At 69.9% G+C, this 21408-nt stretch carries 19 protein-coding genes; 10 read left to right on the forward strand and 9 right to left on the reverse strand.

The genetic code is table 11. The features are described 5' to 3' along the window. The first annotated feature begins 180 nt into the window (after positions 1-180). Genes ACIGWZ_RS11935 through ACIGWZ_RS11945 form a run of 3 tightly spaced genes read left to right on the forward strand, consistent with a single transcriptional unit; the run spans position 181 to position 3410 of the window. The gene (locus tag ACIGWZ_RS11935) at positions 181-1158 is read left to right on the forward strand and encodes an ABC transporter permease (RefSeq protein WP_400063389.1); all 978 of its coding nucleotides are present in this window, start codon (positions 181-183) and stop codon (positions 1156-1158) included. An 11-nt stretch (positions 1159-1169) separates the two neighbouring features. Beyond that, positions 1170-2234, forward strand: coding sequence for an ABC transporter ATP-binding protein (locus ACIGWZ_RS11940; protein ID WP_400063392.1), 1065 nt, complete (start codon positions 1170-1172; stop codon positions 2232-2234). Between the two features lie 12 nt (positions 2235-2246). Further along, on the forward strand, positions 2247-3410 hold the full coding sequence (locus ACIGWZ_RS11945; RefSeq protein ID WP_400063394.1) for an ABC transporter ATP-binding protein: 1164 nt from the start codon (positions 2247-2249) through the stop codon (positions 3408-3410). 54 nt (positions 3411-3464) lie between these two features. Here ACIGWZ_RS11945 and ACIGWZ_RS11950 read toward each other — a convergent pair whose 3' ends face one another. Genes ACIGWZ_RS11950 through ACIGWZ_RS11970 form a run of 5 tightly spaced genes read right to left on the reverse strand, consistent with a single transcriptional unit; the run spans position 3465 to position 9109 of the window. Next, positions 3465-4529 carry an ABC transporter ATP-binding protein gene (locus tag ACIGWZ_RS11950; protein ID WP_400063396.1) on the reverse strand — a complete coding sequence of 355 codons (1065 nt, stop codon included), beginning with the start codon at positions 4527-4529 and terminating at the stop codon, positions 3465-3467. Next, positions 4516-5541, reverse strand: a complete 1026-nt coding sequence (locus tag ACIGWZ_RS11955; RefSeq protein WP_400063398.1) for an ABC transporter ATP-binding protein — start codon at positions 5539-5541, stop codon at positions 4516-4518. Before ACIGWZ_RS11955 ends, ACIGWZ_RS11950 begins: the two co-directional genes overlap by 14 nt. Positions 5542-5552: 11 nt before the next feature. Continuing rightward, the gene (locus ACIGWZ_RS11960) at positions 5553-6548 is read right to left on the reverse strand and encodes an ABC transporter permease (protein WP_400063399.1); all 996 of its coding nucleotides are present in this window, start codon (positions 6546-6548) and stop codon (positions 5553-5555) included. Next, a complete protein-coding gene (locus ACIGWZ_RS11965) occupies positions 6541-7464 on the reverse strand; it encodes an ABC transporter permease (protein WP_400063401.1) in 924 nt (307 codons plus the stop codon). The genes ACIGWZ_RS11960 and ACIGWZ_RS11965 overlap by 8 nt, the downstream gene beginning before the upstream one ends. Before the next feature lie 19 nt (positions 7465-7483). Beyond that, entirely contained in the window at positions 7484-9109 is a 1626-nt protein-coding gene (locus tag ACIGWZ_RS11970) for an ABC transporter substrate-binding protein (protein ID WP_400063402.1), read from the reverse strand. Between the two features lie 524 nt (positions 9110-9633). Here ACIGWZ_RS11970 and ACIGWZ_RS11975 point away from each other — a divergent pair. Continuing rightward, complete coding sequence (locus ACIGWZ_RS11975; protein WP_400063404.1) at positions 9634-9960, forward strand: hypothetical protein; 327 nt, start codon at positions 9634-9636, stop codon at positions 9958-9960. Here the strand turns inward: ACIGWZ_RS11975 and ACIGWZ_RS11980 are convergent. Continuing rightward, the gene (locus tag ACIGWZ_RS11980; RefSeq protein WP_400063405.1) at positions 9932-10429 is read right to left on the reverse strand and encodes a MarR family winged helix-turn-helix transcriptional regulator; all 498 of its coding nucleotides are present in this window, start codon (positions 10427-10429) and stop codon (positions 9932-9934) included. The genes ACIGWZ_RS11975 and ACIGWZ_RS11980 overlap by 29 nt on opposite strands. 51 nt (positions 10430-10480) lie before the next feature. On the opposite strand from ACIGWZ_RS11980, the gene ACIGWZ_RS11985 reads away from it, so the two are divergent. Together ACIGWZ_RS11985 and ACIGWZ_RS11990 are read left to right on the forward strand one after the other, a co-directional pair. Next, the gene (locus tag ACIGWZ_RS11985) at positions 10481-11128 is read left to right on the forward strand and encodes a TIGR03086 family metal-binding protein (protein WP_400063407.1); all 648 of its coding nucleotides are present in this window, start codon (positions 10481-10483) and stop codon (positions 11126-11128) included. After that, on the forward strand, positions 11122-11523 hold the full coding sequence (locus ACIGWZ_RS11990; RefSeq protein ID WP_400063409.1) for a hypothetical protein: 402 nt from the start codon (positions 11122-11124) through the stop codon (positions 11521-11523). The genes ACIGWZ_RS11985 and ACIGWZ_RS11990 overlap by 7 nt, the downstream gene beginning before the upstream one ends. A 169-nt stretch (positions 11524-11692) precedes the next feature. Here the strand turns inward: ACIGWZ_RS11990 and ACIGWZ_RS11995 are convergent, their stop codons facing one another. From ACIGWZ_RS11995 to ACIGWZ_RS12005, 3 genes are all read right to left on the reverse strand, one after another. Further along, positions 11693-12178, reverse strand: a complete 486-nt coding sequence (locus ACIGWZ_RS11995) for a SitI3 family protein (RefSeq protein WP_400063410.1) — start codon at positions 12176-12178, stop codon at positions 11693-11695. A 96-nt stretch (positions 12179-12274) separates the two neighbouring features. Then, entirely contained in the window at positions 12275-14182 is a 1908-nt protein-coding gene (typA, locus tag ACIGWZ_RS12000) for a translational GTPase TypA (protein ID WP_400063412.1), read from the reverse strand. Between the two features lie 170 nt (positions 14183-14352). Continuing rightward, the gene (locus ACIGWZ_RS12005) at positions 14353-16677 is read right to left on the reverse strand and encodes an ABC transporter family substrate-binding protein (protein ID WP_400063414.1); all 2325 of its coding nucleotides are present in this window, start codon (positions 16675-16677) and stop codon (positions 14353-14355) included. A 379-nt stretch (positions 16678-17056) separates the two neighbouring features. Here ACIGWZ_RS12005 and ACIGWZ_RS12010 point away from each other — a divergent pair, with 379 nt between their 5' ends. The 4 genes from ACIGWZ_RS12010 to ACIGWZ_RS12025 all read left to right on the forward strand — a co-directional run bounded on the left by ACIGWZ_RS12010 (position 17057) and on the right by ACIGWZ_RS12025 (position 21248). Then, positions 17057-17356, forward strand: coding sequence for a hypothetical protein (locus tag ACIGWZ_RS12010; RefSeq protein WP_400063416.1), 300 nt, complete (start codon positions 17057-17059; stop codon positions 17354-17356). 211 nt (positions 17357-17567) lie between these two features. Beyond that, a complete protein-coding gene (locus ACIGWZ_RS12015; RefSeq protein ID WP_400063417.1) occupies positions 17568-18395 on the forward strand; it encodes a hypothetical protein in 828 nt (275 codons plus the stop codon). A gap of 43 nt (positions 18396-18438) precedes the next feature. After that, positions 18439-20394, forward strand: coding sequence for a fumarate reductase/succinate dehydrogenase flavoprotein subunit (locus tag ACIGWZ_RS12020; protein WP_400063419.1), 1956 nt, complete (start codon positions 18439-18441; stop codon positions 20392-20394). Continuing rightward, positions 20391-21248: a succinate dehydrogenase/fumarate reductase iron-sulfur subunit gene (locus ACIGWZ_RS12025; protein WP_400063421.1), complete on the forward strand. Its 858-nt coding sequence runs from the start codon at positions 20391-20393 to the stop codon at positions 21246-21248. The genes ACIGWZ_RS12020 and ACIGWZ_RS12025 overlap by 4 nt, the downstream gene beginning before the upstream one ends. Positions 21249-21408 lie beyond the last annotated feature (160 nt).

The following is a 21408-nucleotide window of genomic DNA, read 5'->3' on the forward strand; positions in this document are numbered from 1 at the left end:
GCGTTTTTACAAAAACAGTAAAAAACCCCCCCAACCCACCACAACATTTTTTCTCAAATCTACACCCCCCACCCAAACCCGGGGCCCCGGGGGGGGGGGGCCCCCCCCCCCCCCCCCCCCCCCCCCGCGCCCGCCCCCACCCTCCACACTTCCGCTGCCCCACGAGAGCTGCGATCTGCCATGCTTCGATTCCTCGTCCGCCGGTCTCTCGGCGCGCTCGTGATCCTGCTGCTCATCAGCGCGTTCACGTTCTTCCTCTTCTTCGCCGCCCCAAGGGATCCCGCGCTGCTGGCCTGCGGACGGAACTGCGGCCCCGACGCACTCGCGATCATCCACAAGAACCTGGGGCTCGACCAGCCCGTCCCGGTGCAGTACTGGCACTTCATGTCCGGCATCATCACCGGCCGCGACTTCGCCCAAGGGCCGTGCCCCGCCCCGTGCTTCGGCTACTCCTTCGCCACCGGCGACGCGGTGTGGAGCACCATCGTCGATCGCTTCCCGATCACCCTGTCGCTGACCATCGGCGGCGCCGCGGTCTTCCTGTTCGTCGGCCTGGCCACCGGCATGCTGGCCGCCTGGAAGCAGGGCACGCTGATCGACAAGATCTTCAGCTCGGTCTCGCTGGTGCTCAGCTCGATGCAGATCTATTTCATCGGCCCGATCGTGCTGGCGCTGCTCGTCTACAACACCAATCTCCTGGGACAGCCGAAGTACGTGCCCATCACGGAGGATCCCGCCGGCTGGTTCATGGGCCTGCTGATCCCGTGGTGCGTGCTGTCGATCATCTTCACCGCCCAGTACACCCGTATGGCGCGCTCCGCGATGATCGAACAGCTCCAGGAGGAGCACGTCCGCGCGGCCCGTGCCAAGGGCATGTCGGCCCGGACGGTCTTCTTCCGCTACGCCTGGCGGGGCTCGCTGATCCCCATCGTCACCATCTTCGGCATCGACCTGGGCACCCTCTTCGGCGGCGCCATGATCACCGAGGTGACGTTCGCGCTGCCGGGCCTGGGCACCCTGTCGATGCAGTCGGTGCTCAACACCGACCTGCCCACGGTCATGGGCGTGATGCTCTTCGCGGCCGCGTTCATCATCCTGTTCAACATCATCGTGGATGCGACGTATGCGCTCATCGACCCGCGCGTGCGCCTGTCCTAGGAGAGCCTGAAGTGACCACATCCCTCACCAAGACCGAGGACGCGCCGGTCCCGACCGGATCGGACCCCTTCCTCTCCGTCCGTGACCTGCATGTGCGGTTCTCCACCGAGGACGGCATCGTCAAGGCGGTCGACGGCCTCTCCTTCGACCTCGAACGCGGCCAGACGCTCGGCATCGTCGGCGAGTCCGGCTCCGGCAAGTCCGTCACCAACCTCGCCGTCCTGGGCCTGCACAGCCCCAGGTCGACCGAGATCACGGGGGAGATCACCCTGGACGGCCAGGAGCTGACCGGGGCCCGGGAGAAGACCCTGGAAAAGCTCCGCGGCGACAAGATGGCCATGATCTTCCAGGACGCGCTGACCGCGCTCTCGCCGTACTACACGGTCGGCCGGCAGATCGCGGAGCCGTTCATCAAGCACACCGGCGCCAGCAAGCGCGAGGGCCGGCAGCGGGCGATCGAGATGCTGACCAAGGTCGGTATTCCGCAGCCGAATCTGCGGGTGGACGACTATCCGCACCAGTTCTCCGGCGGTATGCGCCAGCGCGCCATGATCGCCATGGCGCTGGTGTGCAACCCCGAGCTGCTGATCGCGGACGAGCCGACCACCGCGCTGGACGTCACCGTGCAGGCCCAGATCCTGGACCTGCTCAAGGACCTCCAGCAGGAGTTCGGCTCCGCGATCATCCTGATCACCCATGACCTGGGCGTGGTCGCCAACACCGCGGACGACCTGCTGGTGATGTACGCCGGCCGGGCGGTGGAGCGCGGCTCGGTCAAGGAGATCCTCACGCAGCCCCAGCACCCGTACACCTGGGGCCTGCTGAGCTCGATGCCGCGGCTGTCCTCGGACGTCAACGAGGCGCTGTACCCGATCCCCGGCGCCCCGCCGAGCCTGCTCAACCCGCCCACCGGCTGCGCCTTCAACCCGCGCTGCGGCTTCGTCGACCAGGTCAGCGGTGCGCGCTGCGCCGACGACCGGCCGCCGCTGGCGCTCGGCCGCGCCGCCGCGTGCCATCTGACCGCCGAGCAGAAGCAGACCTTCTTCACCGAGCAGATCAAGCCCCGGCTGGGCTAGGGAGCCATCACCATGACCGACAACGTCACTCTCCCCACGCCCCGCGATACGGCGCCCGCCCTGGGCGAGCCGCTGCTCACCGCCGAGGCGCTGACCAAGCACTTCCCGATCTACGGCGGCTTCCCGTTCCGGCGGAAGGTCGGCGCGGTCCAGGCCGTCGACGGCCTGGACCTGACCGTGCACGCCGGCGAGAGCTTCGGCCTGGTCGGCGAGTCGGGCTGCGGAAAGTCCACCACCGGACGGCTGCTGACCCGTCTGATGGAGCCGACCTCCGGCAAGATCACGTACGCGGGCCGGGACATCACGCGCGCCAACCGCAAGCAACTGGCGCCGGTCCGCTCCGAGATCCAGATGATCTTCCAGGACCCGTATGCCTCGCTGAACCCGCGGCAGACGGTCGGCACCATCATCGGCGGCCCGATGGAGATCAACGGGATCAATCCGCCCGGCGGCCGGGAGAAGCGGATCCGCGAGCTCCTGGAGACCGTGGGTCTCAATCCGGAGCACTACAACCGCTTCCCGCACGAGTTCTCCGGCGGCCAGCGCCAGCGCATCGGCGTCGCCCGCGCGCTCGCCCTGGAACCGAAGCTGATCGTCGCCGACGAGCCGGTCTCGGCCCTCGACGTCTCGATCCAGGCGCAGGTCGTCAACCTGCTCCAGAAGCTCCAGCGCGAGCTGGGCATCGCGTTCCTGTTCATCGCCCACGACCTGGCGATCGTCCGGCACTTCAGCGAGCGGGTCGCGGTGATGTACCTCGGCAAGATCGTCGAGGTGGGCTCCCGCGAGGAGATCTACCACCGCCCGCGGCACCCGTACACCCACGCCCTGCTCTCCGCCGTACCGGAGGCCAAGCTGGTGGAGGACGACGAGGAGGGCCGCGAGCGCATCCGCCTCGCCGGCGACGTCCCCTCCCCCATCAACCCGCCCTCGGGCTGCCGCTTCCGCACCCGGTGCTGGAAGGCCCAGGACAAGTGCGCGACCGAGCAGCCGCCGCTGGTCCAGATCTCGGGGAACGAGGCGGGACATCTGACCGCCTGCCACTTCCCGGAGGAGCCGACGACGGCGGCGCGGGGCGAGGACATCGTCCTGGACCCGGCGCTTGCGGCCATCGAGGAGGCGGCGGGCAACGGTCCGGCCGGCTCCGACGAGAAGGGCGCGACCGGCAAGAGCCTGTGACGAGCCGTCCTACGTGGGGGTGCCCGGCCGCGGAGGCCGGGCACCCCCACGGCGCTATTCGCTCGGTACCACCTTCCGCTCCTCCGCGAAGTGGCAGGCCGATGCGTGCCCGGCCGGGCCCTCGGTGTCCCGGAACGGGGCGGGTACCTCCAGCGGCGGGACGACCTCCGCGCACAGCGGCTGCGCCTTCCAGCACCGCGTACGGAAGCGGCAGCCGGAGGGCGGGTTGGCGGGCGAGGGGACGTCACCGGCCAGCAGGATGCGTTCGCGGTGCTCGCGGGCGTCCGGGTCGGGTACGGGCACGGCGGACAGCAGCGCCTGGGTGTACGGGTGGGTGGGATGCTCGTAGATCTGCTCGTCGGTGCCGGTCTCGGCGAGGCGGCCGAGGTACATCACCGCGACCCGGTCGGAGATGTGCCGGACGACGGACAGATCGTGCGCGATGAAGACGTAGGAGAGGTCGAACTCGTCCTGCAACTGGTCCAGAAGATTGATCACTTGGGCCTGGACGGAGACATCCAGCGCGGAGACCGGCTCGTCGGCGACGATGATCTCCGGCCGCAGCGCCAGCCCCCGTGCGATGCCGATCCGCTGCCGCTGCCCGCCGGAGAACTGATGCGGATAGCGGTTGATGTATTCCGGGTTGAGCCCCACCACGTCCAGGAGTTCCTGAACCTTCTTGCGGCGGTCCCCCTTGGGGGCCACCTCGGGGTGGATCTCGTACGGCTCGCCGACGATGTCGCCGACCGTCATCCGGGGGTTCAGGGAGGTGTAGGGGTCCTGGAAGACCATCTGGATGTTGCGCCGTACGGCCTTCATCGCGCGCCCGGACAGCATGGTGATGTCCTGCCCCTGATAGCTGATCCGACCGGACGTCGGCCGCTCCAGCCCCACCAGCATCTTGGCGAGCGTGGACTTCCCGCAGCCCGATTCGCCGACGATGCCGAGCGTTTCGCCCTTCCGCAGATCGAACGAGACCCCGTCGACGGCCTTCACCGCGCCGATCTGCTTCTTGACGAGCACGCCCTGGGTGAGCGGGTAGTGCTTGACCAGGTCGCGGATCTCCAGGATGGGTTCGCCGAGCGCCGCCCGCGCCCGGGGGCCGTCACCGTGCGCCATCGAGGGTCTCCTTCCAGAAATGGCAGGCGCTGGCCCGGCCGGGGCCCACGTCGTACAGCGGCGGACGGTCCGTCAGACAGATGTCCTGGGCGAGCGGGCAGCGCGGGTTGAAGGGGCAGCCCGGCGGGATGGCGGTGAGATTGGGCGGCAGGCCCTTGATCGCGTACAGCTCCCGGCCCTTGCGGTCGAGCCGCGGAATGGATTCCAGCAGGCCGCGGGTGTACGGGTGCGCGGGCGCCTTGTAGAGCTGGTGGACGGGGGCGGTCTCGACGATCCGCCCCGCGTACATCACGGCGATCGTGTCGGCGACGTCCGCGACCACGCCCAGGTCGTGGGTGATCAGAATGAGCCCCATGTGGTACTCGCGCCGCAGCTCCGCGAGCAGGTCCATCACCTGCGCCTGGACGGTGACGTCGAGGGCCGTGGTCGGCTCGTCGGCGATGATCAGTTCGGGGGCGAGCGCGAGCGCCATCGCGATCATGATGCGCTGGCGCATCCCGCCGGAGAACTGGTGCGGATAGTCCCCCACCCGCTCCCTGGCCGCGGGGATCCCCACCCGCTCCATCAGCTCGACGGCCTTGTCCCGCGCTCCCTTACGGGACATCCCCTCATGGACCCGGAACATCTCCCCCAGCTGCACCCCGACGCTCAGCACCGGGTTCAGGGAGGACAGCGCGTCCTGGAAGATCATCGCCATCTTCGCGCCGCGGACCTTGCGCCGCTCCTCCTTGCTCAGCCGGAGCAGATCGCGCCCCTGGAAGACGACCTCGCCGCCGGTGACGAACCCCGGCGGCGAGTCGAGAATGCCCATCACGGCCTGCGCGGTGACGGACTTGCCGGAGCCGGACTCCCCCAGCACCGCCAGCGTCTGCCCCGCCGCCACCCGGTAGCTCACGCCGTTGACGGCCTGGGCGATGCCGTCCCGGGTACGGAACTCCACCCGCAGATCGCGCACGTCGAGCAGGACGTCACCGTCCGCCGACGGGGCCGCGTCATCGCTCGGGTTGGTCATCTGCCCGCTCCTCAGCGCAACTTGGGGTCGAGGGCGTCGCGCACCGCGTCGCCGAGCATGATGAACGCCAGCACCGTGATGCTCAGCGCGCCCGCGGGCCACAGCAGCATGTGCGGCGCATTGCGGATGTAGGTCGAGGCCGCGGAGATGTCGATGCCCCAGGAGACGGTCGGCGGCTTCAGACCGGCGCCCAGGTAGGACAGGGTCGCCTCCAGGGAGATGTACGTGCCGAGCGCGATGGTGGCGACGACGATGACCGGCGCGACGGCGTTCGGGGCGATGTGCCGCAGCAGCAGCCGTCCGTTTCCGGCGCCCAGCGCCCGCGCCGCCTGGACGTAGTCGTTCTGTTTGGCGGTGACCACGGCGCCGCGGGCGATGCGGGAGATCTGCGGCCAGCCCAGCAGCACGATGAAGCCGACCACCGGCCAGACGGTGCTGCTGGTGATGACGGAGAGGAAGACCAGCCCCCCGAGGATCACCGGGATGCCGAAGAAGATGTCCGCCAGCCGCGACAGCAGGGTGTCCCACCAGCGGCCGAAGAACCCGGCCAGGCCGCCCATCAGGCTGCCCAGCAGGGCGGCGCCCGCGGTGGCGCAGACGCCGACGGTGATGGAGGCGCGGGCGCCGTAGACCACCCGGGTGTAGACGTCCCGGCCCTGGGTGTCGAAGCCGAAGGGGTGGCCGGGCTGGGCACCCTGCTGCGCCTTGGCCAGATCGCCGCGGTACGGGTTGCCGGTGGCGATCAGCTGCGGCCAGATCGCGATGATCACCAGAAAAACGATGACCAGCGCGGAGATCACGAAGACGGGGTTACGGCGCAGATCGTGCCAGGCGTCGCTCCACAGGCTGCGCGGCTTGCCGGTGGGCTCGCCGCCCGGTGGGCCGGCCCCCGGGACCCGCTCCAGCGATTCGGCCTCGCCGATGGCCAGCGCGGCGGAGCCGCCGTCCCCGTGGCCGATGGCCTCCTTCGGGACGTAGGACTCATACGGCTCGTAGGACTCAGGCATAGCGGATCCTCGGGTCGAGGACGGCGTACAGCAGATCGACGAGCAGATTCGCGATCAGGAAGACCAGCACCAGAATCGTGACGAAGCCGACCACGGTCGGCGAATTCTGCCGCAGAATGCCCTGATAGAGCTGGAATCCCACGCCGTGGATATTGAAGATGCGCTCGGTGACGATGGCGCCGCCCATCAGCGCACCGATATCGGTGCCGATGAAGGTGACGACGGGGATCAGCGAATTGCGCAGCAGATGGCGGGTGATGACCCGGTGTCCGGGCAGGCCTTTCGCCACGGCCGTACGGACATAGTCCGCGCGGGCGTTCTCCGCGATCGACGTGCGGGTCAGCCGGGTGACATAGGCGAGCGACACCAGCGCCAGCACCAGCCCCGGCAGCAGGAGTTCGTTCAGCGGGGCGTCGGTGGAAACGGTCGGCGCGGCCCAGCCCCATTGCACACCGAACAGGAACTGCAGCACATAGCCGCTGACGAAGGTGGGGATGGACACCACGACGAGGGTGAGCAGCAGCACGGAGGTGTCCACGCTCCGCCCGCGCCGCAGCCCGCTGAACACTCCCAGCACCACGCCCACGATCATTTCGATGACAATGGCGACGAGCGTCAGCCGCAACGTGACGGGAAAGGCGTCCGCCATCAGTTCGGTGACCGACTGGCCGTTGAAGGCGGTGCCGAAATTCCCCTGGAAGATCTGCCCCATGTAGTGCAGATACTGCTTCCACAACGGCTGGTCGAGGTAGAGATCGGCACGGATCTGGGCAGCGGTGGCGGGGTCCGGTGCCCGGTCACCGAAGAGTGCGGCAACCGGGTCACCGAGCGCGTACACCATGAAGAAGATCAGGAAGGTGCTGCCGATGAACACCGGGATCATCTGGAGCAGCCGCCGGATCACATAGCGTCCCATGAGCGGGGCCCGGAGGGCCTCACACCACCTTGATCTCGTTGTAGACGGGGACGCTGAACGGATTCAGCGACACATTGCTGATCCGGTCGGAATAGCCGCCGCTGCCGTTCTGGTACCACAGCGGAATGGCGGGCATCTGCTCGGCGAGGATCTTCTCCGCGTCCTGGAATTTCGCGACGGCCTTGCCGGTGTCGGTCTGCGCATTCGCCTCGTCGATCAGATTGTCGAAGTCGGCGTTGCTGAACTTGCCGTCGTTGGACGCCGCATCCGTGTAGTACAGCGGCTGCAGGAAGTTCTGGATCAGCGGATAGTCCATCTGCCAGCCGGCCCGGAACGGCCCGGTCATCTGCTTCGCCTGGATCTTGTTACGGAAGTCCGCGAACGTGCCGACCGGGGCGCCGACACACGCCTTGTCGCTGCCCAGCGAGTTGTTGATGCTGTTGCAGATCGCGTCGATCCAGTCCTTGTGCGACCCGGTGTCCGCGTTGTAGGCGATCGTCATCTTCCCGCCGGGCAGTCCGCCGCCCTCTTCGATCAGCTGCTTGGCCTTTGCCGCATTGAATTCGCAGGCGTCGCCGCACAGTCCCGCCTTGTATCCCCCCTTCGCCCCCAGCACCGGCGAGGTCCAGTCCGTGGCGGGCGTCCGCGTCTTCTGGAAGATCTCATCGGTGATCTGCTTGCGGTCGATGGCCATCGAGATGCCCCGCCGCAGCTTCGCCTTCTCCCCCTCGCCGCCCCAGTCCTTGTCGTACATGGGGAAGGTGAGGGTCTGAATGATCCCGGCCGGCTGATTGATGTACCGGTTCCCGAGATCCCGCTTGACGTTCTTGAGCTGCGCGGCCGGCACATCGTCGACGAGATCCAGATTCCCCGCCTGGAGGTCCGTGTACGCGGTGTTGTTGTCGGTGTACACCCGCAGATCGATGCCGCCGTTCTGCGCCGGATCCGATCCCGGGTACTTGTCCCACTTGCGCATCTTCATCGCGGAGCCCTTGGTGTACGAGTCCACCGTGTAGGGGCCGTTGCCGACCGGCTTCTTCAGCCAGGCGTCGTGATCCTTGTAGAAGGCCTGCGGCAGCGGCATGAAGGCCGAATAGCCGAGGGTGTCGGGCCAGCTGGAGAACTTCTGGTTCAGCTTGACGGTAAAGGTCTTGTCGTCCTTCACCGCAAGGCCCGACAGCGTCTTGGCCGTCGGCGTGCCACTGGCCGGATGCACCTTGTCGAACCCGTCGATGTACTGGAAGAAGGACGCGTTCTTCTGCTTGTTGTCGAGCAGTGCGCCGTAATTCCAGGCGTCCACAAAGGACTTGGCGGTGACCGGTTCCCCATTGCTGAAGGTCCAGCCGCCCTTCAGCTTCACGGTGAAATTCTGCGAGTCCGGCGTCTCGATCGATTCCGCGATGACGTTCTCGGCGGCGCCGGTCTTGGGGTTGTAGCGCTTGAGCCCCCGGAAGAGCATCTCCATGACCTTGCCGCCCTGCACCTCATTGGTGTTCGCGGGCTCCAGCGGATTCTGCGGATCCCCCCAGGACGAGCTGACCACCCCGGCGCTGTCCGAGCCGCCGCCCCCACCCCCGCAGGCCGTGGCCGCGAGGGCGACGGCGACGGCACATACGGCCCACTTCGCGCGCGTGGCTCCACGCATGGGGTGATGCCTCCTCAGGTTTCCCGAACACGCTTTGGCCATATAAGAGCGCAAAATTAGACATAATGCACCCAGCGCTGACCGTCAGCGCTCCGAAAACCCGAGAAAACCCTCGTATGCCCGATCCGGTACTCGGCACCGGGGCGGGGCGCCTGCCACAAGGGAGCCCGTCCGGCCGTCGCCCCCGCGGTCACGGCCGACGGCCCGTACGGAGCCGTCCCGGCGGATCGGTCCGGCGGATCGGTCCGGCCGGACAGGGCCGCCCTTGGGCCGGCTTGACGCCCCGTCCTCCCGCTGACCATCCTTTCCGGGGAACCGATCGGGGGAGGACGGATGACGGCGACGGGACGGATCCCGTATCCATCGACAGCGGTGCACCTTTCCGGGCGGCGACCGCCGGTTCGCTCCAGGACGGCCGTATCCACGGGGATGTGACCACCCGCGACGCCCCCCGCCCCGAAGCGCCGGCCCGGCACACGCCTGCACCCGCCCCCATGACGCGACGAATCAAGGCCCGCCCTGCAATGAGTCACCCAGAGAAGACCCGCCGGGGCCACGGAGACCTCGCCGGGTCGATCGCCGGCGCCGCGATACTGCTGCCGTCGAACCTGGTCACCTGCTACCTGCTCGTCCTCGCGGTCGTCGCCTCGCCCGACGGCCCCTGGGACGAATCCGGGTCGGCCGGCACCGTCCAGGCGGTGTCGCTGCTGTCCGGCGCGCTGGCCCTCGCCGTCACCCTGCTGACGCTGTTCGTCCTGGCGACCCAATGGCTGCGCAGCCGCTGGTGGCTCGCGGTGCCGGGGCTGATGCTGCTGGGCTCCGTCATCCGCTGGCTGTTCCCCTCGGCGTAGCCGACGCACCGGCCGACAGCGCCCGCAGCACCCGCACGAATCCGTCCCGCTCCGCGGCCGGGAACTGCGCCAGCAGCTCCTCCTCGCCCCGCTGGATGTCCGCCTGCACCGCGTCCCGCAGCCGGCGCCCCTCGGGAGTGAGCGACAGCAGCCGCACCCGCCGGTCGTCCGGATCGGGGCGGCGGTGGATCAGCCCGCGCGCGTCCAGATCGTCGAGGACCGCGATGATCCGGGTCTTGTCCGCCCCGATGGCCTCGGCCAGCGCCGCCTGGGAGCGGATCGGGGTCGTATCGAGCCGCAGCAGCACGGCATACGCCCACATGGCCAGCCCGTGCGCATCCAGGATCGGCTGCTCGGCCGCCATCAGGGCGCGGCCCAGCGGCACGATCATCGCCGCCAGATCGGGCCGGGCGGCCCGCTCCCCGGCCCCCTCGGCCGCCGCTCCCTTGCCGCCCGCACGCTCACCCATGCCAAGAAAATACCCCTTGACAGACCATAAGCTTGAGCACATCGTAAGCACATGCATACGACCTCGGAGAGCCCCTCCCCGGACCGGCAACGCCTGACTCACCTCAGGGACCTCAACGCCCGCGCCGTACGGCACAGCGTGGCCGTCGTAGGACGGATGACGCCCGCGGATCCGTCCCGCCCCACCCCCTGCTCGGACTGGACCCTGGCGGATCTGCTCGCCCATATGACCGCCCAGCACCGGGGCTTCGCGGCGGCCGCACGCGGGGACGGCCGGGACCTGGCGCACTGGAGGGCCGACCCGCCGAGCGGGGACCCGGTGGCGCGGTACGCCGACGCGGCCGACGACGTCATCGCCGCCTTCGCGGAGGTCGACGACCCCGACCGCCCCTTCGCCCTCCCGGAATTCACCGCCGCCCGAACCTTCCCGGCCACCCTCGCGATCGGCTTCCACTTCATCGACTACGTCGTCCACGGCTGGGACGTCGCCAGGGCGCTGGGCCTGCCGTACGACCCGGACCCGGCGCTCCTGCGGGCCGCCCTCCCGATCGCGCGGGCCGTCCCCGACGACGCCTCCCGGCTGGCCCCGGGGAGCGCCTTCCGCCCGGGGCTCCCGGCGGAAGGTCACGCGGACTTGCTGGACGAGATCCTGACGACCCTGGGGCGCGCACCGTCCTGGGCCGCACCGGCATCGTGCTGAGGTCCTCCTGGACGCCCGGTCCGGCCGGCGCCCACCACGGCCCGGCCCTGGTCAGCGTCACCGACTTCACGCTCGTCCGGATCACCGACCTGCCGGGCGTCCACCGCGCGGCCCGCCGTCTCACCGCCGGCTGGACGGACCTCGAGGGGGCGGTCGGCGTGTGGCTGTGGGCGGCCCCGCTCGCCCGTCGCTGCGGTGCGGTCGCCGTCTGGCGCGACGAGGCCGCCCTGCACGGCTTCGTCGCCTGGCCGCCGCATGTCGCGATCATGCGGCGCTACCGGGGCCGCGGGTCCCTGACCTCGGCCACCTGGACGGCCGACCGCTGCGATCCCCGCGAGATCTGGGCCCGTGCGCGACCCGCCCTCCGGCCGCCCGCGGCAACGCGGCTGCGATGAGCCCGCGTCTCGCCCGTCCCACCGCGGCTCAGGTAGGGGATTCCCGGACCGACGGGGACCACATCGGCGGCCATGGTGCCGAACACGTCAGCGGAGCCGCGCCGGCGAGACCCACGGCGGTCACGGGGGCGACGGTGCACAAGGGGAGGCCGCACGCAGGGACGGCCGGTCACTCCTCGGCGAAGGCGTACGTGGCGCGACGGTAGGGCGGGGCGACGGCGGCCAGGCGGTGCGGGCGCCACAGGTCGTCCCTCGCGTTCAGGCTCAGCTCGCCCCTGCGGCGCAGCAGCCAGATGACCTCGTACTGGAAATGGAGCACCGCGTCACCCGGGATCCGGGTCAGCAGGCCGGACGCCAGCCGGATCATGTCGTCCTGCTGAAGGGAGGGGTCGCTCGACTTGCCGAGCCGGAACAGCGCGTACACCGTCGGCGCGAACCCGAGGTCCTCGGTAACGGGGCAGCCCCACGGCGGCGGCCTCTCCTCCCCCACGCGCATCCATGTCCCGGCGCCGGTCACGGCCCCCTCGCCGATGAGGTGCCCGGCAGTGACCGACGCGTCGAGCAGCCCGGCGGACCGGGCGACGTCGCACAGCTCCCGGGCGCATTCCCCCACCGGCGCCGCGGTCGCCATCTGGAGGTCGTAGGCGATGGCCATGCCGCCGCATCAGCTCCCTTCGTCCCCTCGCCCGACCGCCCACAGCAGACGGGGCGCCCCCCGGAAGGGGGCGCCCCGTCTCACACAGTCGACGGCTCAGCCGTGCTTGGCGCGCGAGGCGGTGCGGCCGCGCTCCTTCTGGTCCAGGACGACCTTGCGGATGCGGACGGCCTCCGGGGTCACCTCGACGCACTCGTCGTCGCGGCAGAACTCCAGGGACTGCTCCAGGGACAGCTTCCGCGGCGGGACGATCGCCTCGAAGGAGTCGGCCGAGGCCGAGCGCATGTTGGTGAGCTTCTTCTCCTTGGTGATGTTCACGTCCATGTCGTCGGCGCGCGAGTTCTCGCCGACGATCATGCCCTCGTACACCTCGGTGCCGGGGTCGGTGAACAGCACGCCGCGCTCCTGGAGGTTCGTCATCGCGAAGGCGGTGACGGCGCCGGCGCGGTCGGCGACCAGGGAGCCGTTGTTACGGGTCTTCAGCTCGCCGAACCACGGCTCGTGGCCCTCGTGGATGGAGTGCGCGATGCCCGTGCCACGGGTCTGCGTCAGGAACTCCGTACGGAAGCCGATGAGGCCGCGGGACGGGACGACGAACTCCAGGCGCACCCAGCCGGAGCCGTGGTTCGACATGTTGTCCATGCGGCCCTTGCGGACGCCCATGAGCTGCGTGACGGCGCCCATGTGCTCCTCGGGCACGTCGATCGTCATGCGCTCGACGGGCTCGTAGGTCTTGCCCTCGACCTGCTTGGTGACCACCTGCGGCTTGCCGATGGTCATCTCGAAGCCCTCGCGGCGCATCTGCTCGACCAGGATGGCGAGCGCCAGCTCACCGCGGCCCTGGACCTCCCAGGCGTCGGGGCGCTCGGTGTCCAGGACGCGGAGCGAGACGTTACCGATCAGCTCGCGGTCCAGGCGGTCCTTGACCTGGCGGGCGGTGACCTTGCGGTCCTTTATCGCCGCCTTGGCATCCGCGCCCTTGCCCGTGCCTCCGCGGCCGACCAGGGGGGAGGTGTTGGTGCCGATGGTCATCGAGATGGCCGGCTCGTCCACCGTGATCAGGGGGAGGGCGATCGGGTTCTCCGGGTCGGCCAGGGTCTCGCCGATCATGATGTCGGGGATACCCGCGACCGCACAGATGTCACCGGGGCCCGCCTTCTCGGCCGGCTTGCGGGTGAGCGCCTCGGTCATCATCAGCTCGCTGATGCGGACGTTCGCGACCGTGCCGTCACGCTTGATCCACGCGACGGACTGGCCCTTCTTCAGCTCGCCCTGCTCGACGCGGAGCAGCGCGATACGGCCGAGGAAGTTGTCCGCGTCGAGGTTGGTGACGTGCGCCTGGAGGGGGGCCGACTCGTCGTACTCGGGGGCCGGGATGTGCGACAGCAGGGTGCTGAAGAACGGCTCGAGGTTCGTGCTGTCGGCCGGGACCGTGCCGTCCTCCGGCTTGGTCAGCGAGGCCACGCCGTCACGGGCGCAGGCGTAGACGATCGGGAACTCGATCTGCTCCTCGTCCGCGTCCAGGTCCAGGAACAGGTCGTAGGTCTCGTTGACGACCTCGTCGATCCGGGAGTCGGGGCGGTCCGTCTTGTTGATGCACAGGATGACCGGCATCCGGGCCGCGAGGGCCTTGCGGAGGACGAATCGGGTCTGCGGCAGCGGGCCCTCGGAGGCGTCCACGAGCAGGACGACCGCGTCGACCATCGACAGGCCGCGCTCGACCTCACCACCGAAGTCGGCGTGGCCGGGGGTGTCGATGATGTTGATGGTGATCGGGTCCCCGCCGTCCTTGGGGTGGTACTTGACGGCGGTGTTCTTCGCCAGGATCGTGATGCCCTTCTCACGCTCCAGGTCGTTCGAGTCCATCATCCGGTCGTCGAGCTTCTCGGCGGCGTGCTCGGCGAAGGAGCCGGCCTGCTTGAGCATGGCATCGACGAGGGTCGTCTTGCCGTGGTCGACGTGGGCGACGATGGCTACGTTACGAATGTCGTGGCGGGTGGGCATACTGGCGGCGCTTCTCCCGGATCGTGGGTGGCGGCACGTACGGTCCGGTACGTGTGCCTCTCGGCCGGGCTTGCATACGCCACGACCTCACCCCATGGTACGGGGCTGCGGCGACTTCGGCCGCCACAGCCCGTGCACATACCCTCTGACCTGCGATTTCTTACCCGATGTTAGCTCTGGCTCCACCCTGACTTCGTGTAGCCGATGTCCTGGAAGCGGGGCGAGGCGAACCCGAAGGCGCCGATGTTGGCGAGGGACTTCTTGGTCGCCACCAGTTCCGGGCGCTGGTAGAGCGGGATGGAGCCCGCCGCGGCCCAGATGCGGGCGTCGGCCTGCGCCATGAGCTTGCCGGCCTCGTCCTCGTCCAGCTCCGAGGTCGCCTGGTCGAAGAGCTGGTCGATGTGGTCGGTGCCCACCCGGGTGTAGTTCTGCTCGACGGTGAGCGAGCCGTCGGCGGCGGGCTCGGGCTTGGCGTAGATCGGGCGGGCGTCGGTCGCGGGGTAGGCGGTACCCGGCCAGGAGTACAGCGCCAGGTCGTAGTCGCCGGCGGCGATGTGGTCCTGGAAATAGCTGGCGTCGGCGACCCGCTGGACGGAGGTCTGGATGCCCACCTTGCCGAGCATCGCCGAGATCCGCTCCCCCACGGTGCGCAGCTGCTCCGAACCCGCGCCGTCGGGAAGGACGAAGCGCAGGGTCAGCGGCTTGCCGTCCTTGCGCATCGCGGCGAGCGTCGCGGGCCTTCCCTTCCGCTCCGGCGCGCCCTTGGCCTCCGGGTCCTTGCCCGCGGCGACCTGGGCGGCGGCCACCGGGTGCGCCCGCTCCTCGTCGGCCCGCGCCTCGCGCGCCTGCTCGGCGCTCATCGGGTGCGCCTCGCCGGTCGCGGAATCCTGTCCGGTCTCGACCCGCTCGGCCTCGCCCATCGCCCGCGCCGCGCGCAGCTGGTAGTGCCGGGAGGCGGTGGTGTCGCTGCCGTCGGCCTCCCTCCGGTCCGCGGCCTCCGCCTTGTAGAGGGTGGCGCTCTGCCGCAGCAGCGCGGACTGCTGGACCTCGGAGCCCACCGCGCCCGCGGCGGACAGCGGGGCCTCGGCGGCCGCGGGCCGGGCACCGGGGCCCCGTACGTCGGCCCGGGCGCCCGCAGCGGCCCGGCCCGGCCGCTCCGGGTTGCGGCCGTCCGAGGAGCCGCCCTTGGGGGACGCTTCGGCGGCGGCGTCCGAGGCGCTGGGCGCGGCCGCACCGGGCTTCTGCTTGGCCTGCTCGGTGGTCCCGCCCGGCTTCCAGCCCGCGTCCGCGAGCAGCGCCTTGGCGGCGCCGGCGTCCTGCCCGCCGATCGCGTCGCTGTGGTCCTCGTATCCGTCCTGCCCGGCCAGCAGCAGATGGCTGCCGAGGGGCTGCGCGGGCAGGCTGAGCGGCTTGAGGACGGTGTCGGCGAGCGCCTGCCGGTCGATGGCGCGGGCCACCGCGCGGCGGACCCGCTCGTCGGTGAGCGGGCCGGTGCTGCCGTTGAGCGCAAGCTGGGTGTAGGCGGGCTCGAGGGCCTTGCGAACGGTGTAGCCGCGCAGCTTGGCGGGCGCCGCGGGCTTGGCGTCCGTACCGGCCTTGGCGCCGGAGCCCGCGGGGTGGCCGGCCGAGGCGACCTTCCTGGCGGCGCCCTGGTCGATCTCGGCGACATCGACGGCCCCGGCGGCCAGGGCGGCGGCCCGTTTGTCCCGCGGCAGCTCCGTGAAGACGATCCGGTCGAGCTTGGCGCGGGCACCCCACCACTTGGGGTTGCGGACCAGGGTGACGCGGTCGCTGTCCTTCTCCCGCTCGCTCATCATGAACGGCCCGGCCGCGATCGCCAGCCGCTCGCGGGTGCCGTCGTTGAAGGCGTCGGCGTCGCCCATCACGCTCTGCGGGTACAGCGGCGTGAACAGGGACCGCCAGTCGGCATACGGCTTGCTGAAGGTGACCTTGACCTCGCGCTTGTTCGCCCCCTGGGCGACCTTGGCGATCCGGTCGTAGCCGGCGTTGCGGGCCGTCCAGAAGGCGTTGTCCTTGCCGCGCAGCGCCTTCCACTGCGCGATGAAGTCCGCGGCACCGATCTTGCGGCCGTCGCTCCACCGCGCCTTGGGGTTGATCTTGTACGTGACGACCTGCTTCGGGTCGCGGGCGGTGACGTCGGCGGCGACGAGGTAGTCGGCGTTGCGCTGCGGTCTGCCGCGGTCGTCGAGGGTGAACAGGGTGGGCAGCACCGCGCCGGTGATCCGCGTGGTGGTGGCGTCGGCGTCGGCCTGAAAGGCGTTGAGGGTGCCGGGCATGCTGTCAACGGCCCAGCGGATCGTGCCGCCGTCCTTCAGCCGTTCCCGGGCGGCCGGCGCGATGTCCTGGGACGCGGCGGCCGCGTCCGAGTCGTCGCCACTGCATCCGGCCAGAACAGGCAGCGGGAGCAGCACCCCCGCCGCGATCAGCGCGGCACAGCGGCGCCTGCGGCACGCTGAGCTGACTGGGTCGGTCATGGCAGTTACCTCCGAGGCTCGCCCGCGCCGCACCAACACGTTCGGCCGACTTTGCGGCTCATCACATCTATGGCTCCCCCACTGAAGGCGACCGGTCCCGGCGCGGCCGTGCGACACGTCGACCACCCCGCCAAGGTCACCCGGCCGGCCCAATACCGGGACCGGAAGGCCCGCGGAACGCGCCCCGGACGGCGTTGCGGGGGCGGTCCGTACGCGCCGCCCCCGCACTTCCGTTCGACCTCCGCCGCGGCGCATGTTTGCCGAAACGCACCGGTTCGAGTCGTAGTCGCGCCGGACCCCTTCCCAACGCCTACTGTGACGCGCGACACTCGCGGGCGCATGAGATCGCCCACCACGCCTTCGGAGGTGAGGGCACGTTATGTCCCTTCAGGACGAAATGACGGCGGTTGAAAGCAACCTGACCGAGTTGGTCCGGTCCGTGTCGCGGCTGGAGAAGCAGATCGGGCCCGGGCTGGACATGCGCCGGGTGCTCAGCGACACCAACCATCTGCGCGAGAGCCTCGGCCTGTTGAAGGAGAGCGCCACGGGCACGAAGCCGGCCCGGTCCGGCGCCACCGACGACGAGATGGTGCCCGTCTCCGACGCCCCGTACGACGCCGCGCTGTGGACGGACGCCGAGGACGAGGGGCTCGGCGCCAAGGACCGGCACGCGCCTTAGAGAGGAGGCCTTTGGCGGAGATCCCCGGCAAGGACCCCTGGCTGAGATCCCTCAAGGGGTGCCCTCGCCCCACTCAGACCCCTACCCCGTTACCGCCCCGGCGGAGCATCCCTCGCGGAACATGCCTCGCGGAACACGCCTCACGGAACATCCCTCGCGGAGCACCCCTCGCGCAGCGATCTTCACGGAGCGCCCTTCACGGAGACCGACGTTGGCCACTGGCATCGAACCCTCACCGCAAGCGGGCGCGACCGGCGTGCATGCCGCCTCGCGTGCCGCCATCCCCGCCCGCCATCTGCGGACCGACCGCTGGTGGCTGGCCCCGGCCTGCACCGCCGCCGGCCTGCTCGCCTTCATCGCCTATTCGACGTGGCGGGCCTTCGCGAACGCCGACTACTACCACGCGCCCTATGTGTCGCCGTTCTACTCGCCGTGTCTGGCACAGAACTGCCAGACCATGCACGGCGGCCCCAACTGGGAGATCTTCGGCCCCTGGTGGGGCCTGTCCCCCGCCCTGCTGATCCTGATCTTCCCGCTGGGCTTCCGGCTGACCTGCTACTACTACCGCAAGGCCTACTACCGCGGCTTCTGGGCCTCGCCGCCGGCCTGCGCGGTCGCCGAGCCGCACAAGAAGTACACGGGCGAGACCCGCTTCCCGCTGATCCTGCAGAACATCCACCGCTACTTCTTCTACTTCGCGGTGCTGGTGGCCTGCGTCCTGACGTACGACACCGCGCTGACCTTCCGCGACGGGCACTACGCCTGGGGGCATATGGGCCTGGGCACCCTGGTCTTCCTCGCCAACATCGGGCTGATCTGGGCGTACACCCTCTCGTGCCACTCCTGCCGGCACATCGTCGGCGGCCGGCTGCGGCACTTCTCCAAGCACCCGGTGCGCTACCGGCTGTGGGGCTGGGTCGGCAAGCTCAACGAGCGGCACATGCTGCTCGCCTGGTCGTCGCTGATCAGCGTCGCGGTCACGGATCTGTACGTCTATCTGCTGGCCACCGGGGCCTTCGCCGATCCGCGCTTCTTCTGAGCGCGCTGTTTCCCCATTCATCGAAGGAAAGGTGTGTCTTCTGATGGCGCATGTGGACCGGCAGGCATGGGACGTGGTCGTGGTGGGCGCCGGCGGGGCCGGGCTGCGCGCCGCGATCGAGGCCCGCGAGGCGGGCATGCGGACGGCCGTGATCTGCAAGTCCCTGTTCGGCAAGGCCCATACGGTGATGGCCGAGGGCGGCATCGCGGCCAGCATGGGCAACGTCAACGAGGGCGACAACTGGCAGGTGCACTTCCGGGACACCATGCGCGGCGGGAAGTTCCTCAACCACTGGCGGATGGCCGAGCTGCACGCCCGGGAGGCCCCCGACCGGGTCTGGGAGCTGGAGACCTGGGGCGCGCTCTTCGACCGCACCGCGGACGGCCGGATCTCGCAGCGCAACTTCGGCGGCCACGAGTACCCGCGGCTGGCGCACGTCGGGGACCGTACGGGCCTGGAGCTGATCCGCACCCTCCAGCAGAAGATCGTCTCGCTGCAGCAGGAGGACGAGCGGGAATTCGGCTCCCCCGACGCCCGGCTGAAGGTGTTCCAGGAGTGCACCGTCACCCGGGTCCTGAAGGAGGGCGAGAAGGTCGCGGGCGCCTTCTGCTACGAGCGCGAGTCCGGCCGCTTCTTCGTCCTCGAGGCGCCGGCCGTGGTGCTGGCCACCGGCGGGATCGGCAAGTCCTTCAAGGTGACCTCGAATTCGTGGGAGTACACGGGCGACGGGCACGCGCTGGCGCTGCTGGCCGGGGCGCCGCTGATCAACATGGAGTTCGTGCAGTTCCATCCGACCGGGATGGTCTGGCCGCCGTCGGTGAAGGGGATCCTCGTCACCGAATCCGTCCGCGGGGACGGCGGGGTGCTGCGCAACAGCGAGGGCAAGCGCTTCATGTTCGACTACATCCCGGACGTCTTCAAGGAGAAGTACGCCCAGTCCGAGGACGAGGGCGACCGCTGGTACGAAGACCCCGACAACAACCGCCGACCGCCCGAGCTGCTGCCCCGCGACGAGGTCGCGCGCGCCATCAACTCCGAGGTCAAGGCGGGCCGCGGCTCCCCGCACGGCGGGGTGTTCCTGGACGTCTCCACCCGTATGCCGGCCGAGGTGATCAAACGGCGGCTGCCGTCCATGCACCACCAGTTCAAGGAGCTGGCGGATGTGGACATCACGGCGGAGCCGATGGAGGTCGGGCCGACCTGTCACTACGTGATGGGCGGGGTGGAGGTGGACCCGGACACCGCCGCGGCCACCGGCGTGCCCGGCCTGTTCGCGGCCGGCGAGGTGGCCGGCGGTATGCACGGCTCCAACCGGCTGGGCGGCAATTCCCTGTCCGACCTGCTGGTCTTCGGCTGCCGGGCCGGGCTGCACGCCGCCGAGTACGCCGCGGCGGTCACCGGCCGGCCGGTCCCCGACGAGCGGGGGATCGACGCGGCCGAGGCGGAGGCGCTGCGCCCCTTCAGCGCCGAGGACGAAGAGCGGGAGGCCGCCGGCGGTGCGGTGGCCGGCACGGCCCCGGCCGAGAATCCCTACACCCTGCACCAGGAACTCCAGCAGGCGATGAACGACCTGGTCGGCATCATCCGCCGGGAGGGCGAGATGGCCGAGGCCCTGCAGCGGCTGGCGGGGCTGCGGGCCCGGGCCCGGCGGGCCGGCGTGGAGGGGCACCGGCAGTACAACCCCGGCTGGCATCTGGCGATCGATCTGCGGAACATGCTGCTGGTCAGCGAGTGTGTGGCGCGGGCGGCGCTGGAGCGCGACGAGAGCCGCGGCGGGCACACCCGCGACGACCATCCGGCGATGGACCGCAACTGGCGCAACATCAATCTGGTCTGCGAGCTGGCCGACTACCGGACCGCCGGGGCGGATACGGACCCGGGGCTGGGCCAGATCCGGCTGTCCCGCCGGGAGACCCCGCCGATCCGCCCCGATCTCCTCGAACTCTTCGAGAAGGAGGAGCTGGTGAAGTATCTGACGGACGAGGAGCTGAGCCGGTGAGCGGGCAGCAGGCGAACGGGCAGCGGACGGAAGTTCAGCAGGCGAACGGGCCGGGGCCCGACGGCCGGCCGCCCAACGGGCAGTCCGGCGCGTACCAGGCGCACTTCCGGGTGTGGCGGGGCGACGCGGACGGCGGCGCCCTGGAGGACTTCCGGGTCGAGGTGCACGAGGGCGAGGTGGTGCTGGACATCATCCACCGCCTCCAGGCGACCCAGGCCTCCGATCTCGCGGTGCGCTGGAACTGCAAGGCGGGCAAGTGCGGTTCGTGCAGCGCGGAGATCAACGGGCGGCCGCGGCTGATGTGCATGACGCGGATGTCGGTGTTCGACCGTACGGAGACGATCACGGTCACCCCGATGCGGGCCTTTCCGGTCATCCGCGACCTGGTCACCGACGTCTCGTTCAACTACACCAAGGCGCGCGAGGTCCCGTCGTTCGTCCCGCCGCAGGAACTCGGGCCCGGCGAGTACCGCATGCAGCAGGAGGATGTGAACCGCTCGCAGGAGTTCCGTAAGTGCATCGAGTGCTTCCTGTGCCAGGACACCTGCCATGTGGTGCGCGACCACGAGGAGAACAAGCCCGCCTTCGCCGGACCGCGCTTCCTGATGCGGATCGCCGAGCTGGACATGCATCCGCTGGACGCCGCCCCGGAGTCCGGACTGGACCGCAGGCGCACCGCGCAGGACGACCACGGCCTGGGCTACTGCAACATCACCAAGTGCTGCACGGAGGTCTGCCCGGAGAACATCAAGATCACCGACAATGCGCTGATCCCGCTCAAGGAGCGCGCGGCGGATCGCAAGTACGACCCGCTGGTGTGGCTCGGGAACAAGATCCGGCGGCGCGGCGAGTGAGCGGAAACCATGCGAGGAGTGCGCGAAAGCCCCGCGCCGGGCGGCCCCGAACCCCCTCAAGTTCGCCTCACTCATGAGTTTCTGACGGCACATCACTTGGCTGGAAGTGATCTCACGGCGCCGGCTCACCGCCGCGATATAAGAACGGAATGAACCTTCC

This window comes from Streptomyces sp. NPDC053427 (assembly GCF_044544985.1).
Classification (GTDB): domain Bacteria; phylum Actinomycetota; class Actinomycetes; order Streptomycetales; family Streptomycetaceae; genus Streptomyces.